Below are 3628 nucleotides of genomic sequence, written 5' to 3'. Positions count from 1 at the left end.
AGACTTCATTGAAAGTCAACTGCAGCTCTGGATCGATACGCTGCCCAATTATATCAAGGCTTATCTACCGAATTTGGTGTGCGAAACTTGAGTGAATGATTATTTAACGTTCCTAATTTCGAACTTTCTTTGGGATTCATCTTTCGAATTTCTGTATTAAAAATATAATTTTCATTTTTTTCAACTCTATAGGAATCATCAAATTTCAAAATATAACAACACATTCCCCTACTCTGCTTAATCGAAGCGTAGTCATTGTCACTATGAATAGAAATCAAATCAATAAAAATCATAGGTTCATCAGTCACATTTACTGCGCAATGACCATAATTAGGGGGAATAATAACTGTTTCCCCTGCGTTTACCTCAACTAAAATACAGTCTTCAACAACTAATGGTTCATCTTCTTTTTCCCAATCATCAACCTTTTGTAAAATAAAAACGGCTTTTCCTTGTATAACTTGATAAATCTCAGGGTAACTTATATCTTGCCCCTCAATTTTTTTATGAAAATGCCCAGATGTTTTTATATATTCTTGACTCGGAGTACCTCCTTCCATATAAATCAAATCATAGCGAACGTCATTATCTTTAAAAATTTTCTTATATTGATTAAACCCCATGTCCAAGTAAAAATCATAATAATGAATTTCTGATCGTTCATATTGCGGCTCATATAATAAGCCGTTCATTTGGTTTGAATATTTTGGATTACATTTACTATAGCTAACTCCTTCAAAATTATTTTCAAATTTTCCATCACTATCGAGTTTTGTTGGAAATTCTAATAATGGTAACTTCATTTTTTGTAACTCCTTTAAGCATCTTTCAAGTCGTTAATTAAAGTCGCGTACTCTTCTTGTGGAAAATTGAATAATCCAGATGTACCAACCACTAACCAATTGGCTCCTGCTTTAGTCATTCTACTTGCAGTTTCCGCTTTTACTTGCCCGTCCACCATAATATCAACAGACACACTTTTTGCTTCAAATATTTCTTTTAGTCTTTCTATCTTGTCTAATGTTTCCGGTACCATTTTTTGTCCAGAAAAGCCCGGATCTACAGTCATAACACAAACTAGATCTAAATATTTAGCCAAATAGTTAAACTGATTAATATCAGTAGCAGGATTAATTGCCAAACCAGCTCGCTTACCGAGAGAACGTATCTTTTTTAAAGTACGTATAGGATGATCTAAAGCTTCAATATGGGGAGTAATGATATCCGCCCCAGCTTGTGCAAAGTGATCAATGTATTGTTCGGGGTTTGTTGCCATTAGATGAACATCAATAGCAGTATCAGAAACCGCTTTCAGATCTTCAATAATATAACTATTCAAACAAAAATTTGGAACAAAATGACCATCCATAATATCTACGTGATAACTATCAATTTCTGAACTATCCAATACATCTATTTCTTTTTTTAAATTAAACATATCTACACACATTAAAGAAGGAGATATCTTATTCATAACTGCACTCATTCCTTTCAAAAAATCAATTTTTAATTAGTTAATAAAAACCTTTACATAAACTTATCTTATTTCAATTCTCACTTCTCTCATTGTAAGTACATCACTTCCTTTTTAAGTTGAAAATAAATAAAAAATCCCAAACCTTATACCAAATAATTTGGCATAAGATTTGGGTTAAGCCTAAAACGTAGTTACTCCCCATAATATGGAAATAATTTATAACGTGATAGTAAAAATGGCTTTTCTACTTCATGTCTAAAATATTAACACACTTAAGTGTTCTTTACAACGCTTTATTATAAAAGGTGTTGCATAAGTGTGTTTAAGTGTTCTCTAAAGCACTATATCCTTAAACATAAAGGAGTTGAGTGCGATGAGTCATCCGCTTCATGAATACATCTCAGTTAGAATTAGACACTTACGCGAAGAAAAGGGTTGGACCCAAACCTATCTTTCCGAAAAAGCTGATAGAGAACCAAAGTACATTAGTAAAGCCGAAAACATGAAATATAACATGAAAATGGAAACGTTAGAAAATATTATAAATGCGCTCGAAGTTACGCCCGAAGAGTTTTTTGGTGCAAGATTTCCTGATAGTGATGAAAAATATGAAGAGCTGTTGCAAAAATTGAGTGAGCTTCCTTATAGTAAACAAAAGGAAATGATACAGCTATTTTTATATTTATTAAATGAAACGAAGTAACACTAACTTTGTTTTTCAGTCACATTGTAAAAATAATAGATGATTTTGCTTATAAATAAAGACCTCCATCAGCTCTAACTGTTGAAGGCCTTTATTTTATATAGCATTTAAAGATTCTCAAAATCGTAACATAAATTATTTATATTTCGAGTGATCTGGTAATGGTCTAACACAAAAATCGTATCTTCTGTGTGGACTATTTAATATTCTTATAACTCTGATCGATCAATCTTATGTAGTTTCAGTTAATCTTTCTTCATATACTATATCCACCCCAATTTCCTCAAATTACTTGTACTATTTTGCAGCGGTATGATCAGCCGCACTGACAAATTAGTTACAAAAATATTGCTTCTTTTTTGTCCATTCATCAATAAAACTCAGTAAACTTACACCTACGATCACTTCATAATATTATTTCTTAAAAGATAGTTTATAGCCGACTTTCTATCAACCTTCAACCTCTACTTATTAACTGATTATTAGAATAAGTTTTTCATCTAAAAACTACTATTAAAAATTAACAATAGCAAATATTCGGGTGATAAGTTAATTTTGACCCAAATATTTGGTAAAAAGAGATGTTAGAATGAAAAACGCACTGCATGTAAAAGAATTAGAAGAATTCCTGAAAAAACAACAACTCGTAAGTACACAAGATCTATTAAATTTCTATCATCAATTTAATCCAGAATTGCCTATCTCTACGCTACGGTGGCGGATTTATGAATTAAAACAACAAGGAATAATTTACAGCCCTATGCGCGGAGAATATCTCGCCATAATCTCCAAATAAATCCGTCGTATAAATTTACAGCCCTATGCGCGGAGAATATGCTCTAAAAGAAAAGAAACAATTTCATCCAAAACGAACAAAGAGAATGGACGAAATTGCTAATTTATTACAAGAAAAATTTCCTTATGTTAAATTTAGTATTTATCCAACGAAATGGGTTAGTAACCTCTCCAATCATATTTACCAAACCGATAATATTATTGTAGAAACTGATATAGATGCGCTAGATGCTGCTTTTTATTTTCTACAAGAAAACTTCTCTAATACGTTCTTATCTCCTGATCAAGAAATGTATGACTATTACGTTTCTGCGCAAGAAGAAAATATTATCGTTACCCGCTTACATTTTGATGCTCCGTTATATAAAGTTAACGATAATTACTACATCCCAAAATTAGAGAAACTCATTGTTGACTTACTGATTAATGATCCCGTTATTCTTCCAATAAGTTATTCAGAAATTAATACAATTATTATGAACGCGATAGATACGTATAGTATTAATTTCTCAACTTTAGCTCGTTATGCTAAAAAAAGAAACAGTCAAAAAAGATTAAATAATGCCTACTGAATAATTGTGAACTTTGAAAAAAAGCTAAAATAAACTGTCCGATTTTTTATTTGTTTACTCTTGAAGTTGCTAGACAAAATT

General features: G+C 31.2%; 5 protein-coding genes. 3 read left to right on the top strand and 2 right to left on the bottom strand.

Annotated elements, in window-relative coordinates; all coding sequences use genetic code 11:
* Positions 1–53: 53 nt before the first annotated feature.
* Positions 54–803: a glucose-6-phosphate isomerase family protein gene (locus G577_RS0110135; RefSeq protein WP_028791068.1), complete on the bottom strand. Its 750-nt coding sequence runs from the start codon at positions 801–803 to the stop codon at positions 54–56.
* A 14-nt stretch (positions 804–817) separates the two neighbouring features.
* On the bottom strand, positions 818–1474 hold the full coding sequence (gene rpe / locus G577_RS0110130; protein ID WP_028791067.1) for a ribulose-phosphate 3-epimerase: 657 nt from the start codon (positions 1472–1474) through the stop codon (positions 818–820).
* A gap of 376 nt (positions 1475–1850) precedes the next feature.
* On the opposite strand from rpe, the gene G577_RS0110125 reads away from it, so the two are divergent.
* The 3 genes from G577_RS0110125 to G577_RS12510 all read left to right on the top strand — a co-directional run bounded on the left by G577_RS0110125 (position 1851) and on the right by G577_RS12510 (position 3547).
* The gene (locus G577_RS0110125; protein ID WP_028791066.1) at positions 1851–2180 is read left to right on the top strand and encodes a helix-turn-helix domain-containing protein; all 330 of its coding nucleotides are present in this window, start codon (positions 1851–1853) and stop codon (positions 2178–2180) included.
* A 589-nt stretch (positions 2181–2769) separates the two neighbouring features.
* Positions 2770–2976, top strand: coding sequence for a hypothetical protein (locus G577_RS12515; protein WP_244869467.1), 207 nt, complete (start codon positions 2770–2772; stop codon positions 2974–2976).
* Positions 2977–3001: 25 nt separating this feature from the next.
* Positions 3002–3547 (top strand): DUF6577 family protein, encoded by a 546-nt coding sequence (locus G577_RS12510; RefSeq protein WP_342341853.1) that lies wholly within the window; start codon positions 3002–3004, stop codon positions 3545–3547.
* The last annotated feature ends 81 nt before the right edge of the window (positions 3548–3628 follow it).

The sequence above is a fragment of the Tetragenococcus muriaticus DSM 15685 genome, assembly GCF_000423785.1.
GTDB lineage: Bacteria > Bacillota > Bacilli > Lactobacillales > Enterococcaceae > Tetragenococcus > Tetragenococcus muriaticus.
This window is presented reverse-complemented; position numbering and strand designations above follow the sequence as displayed.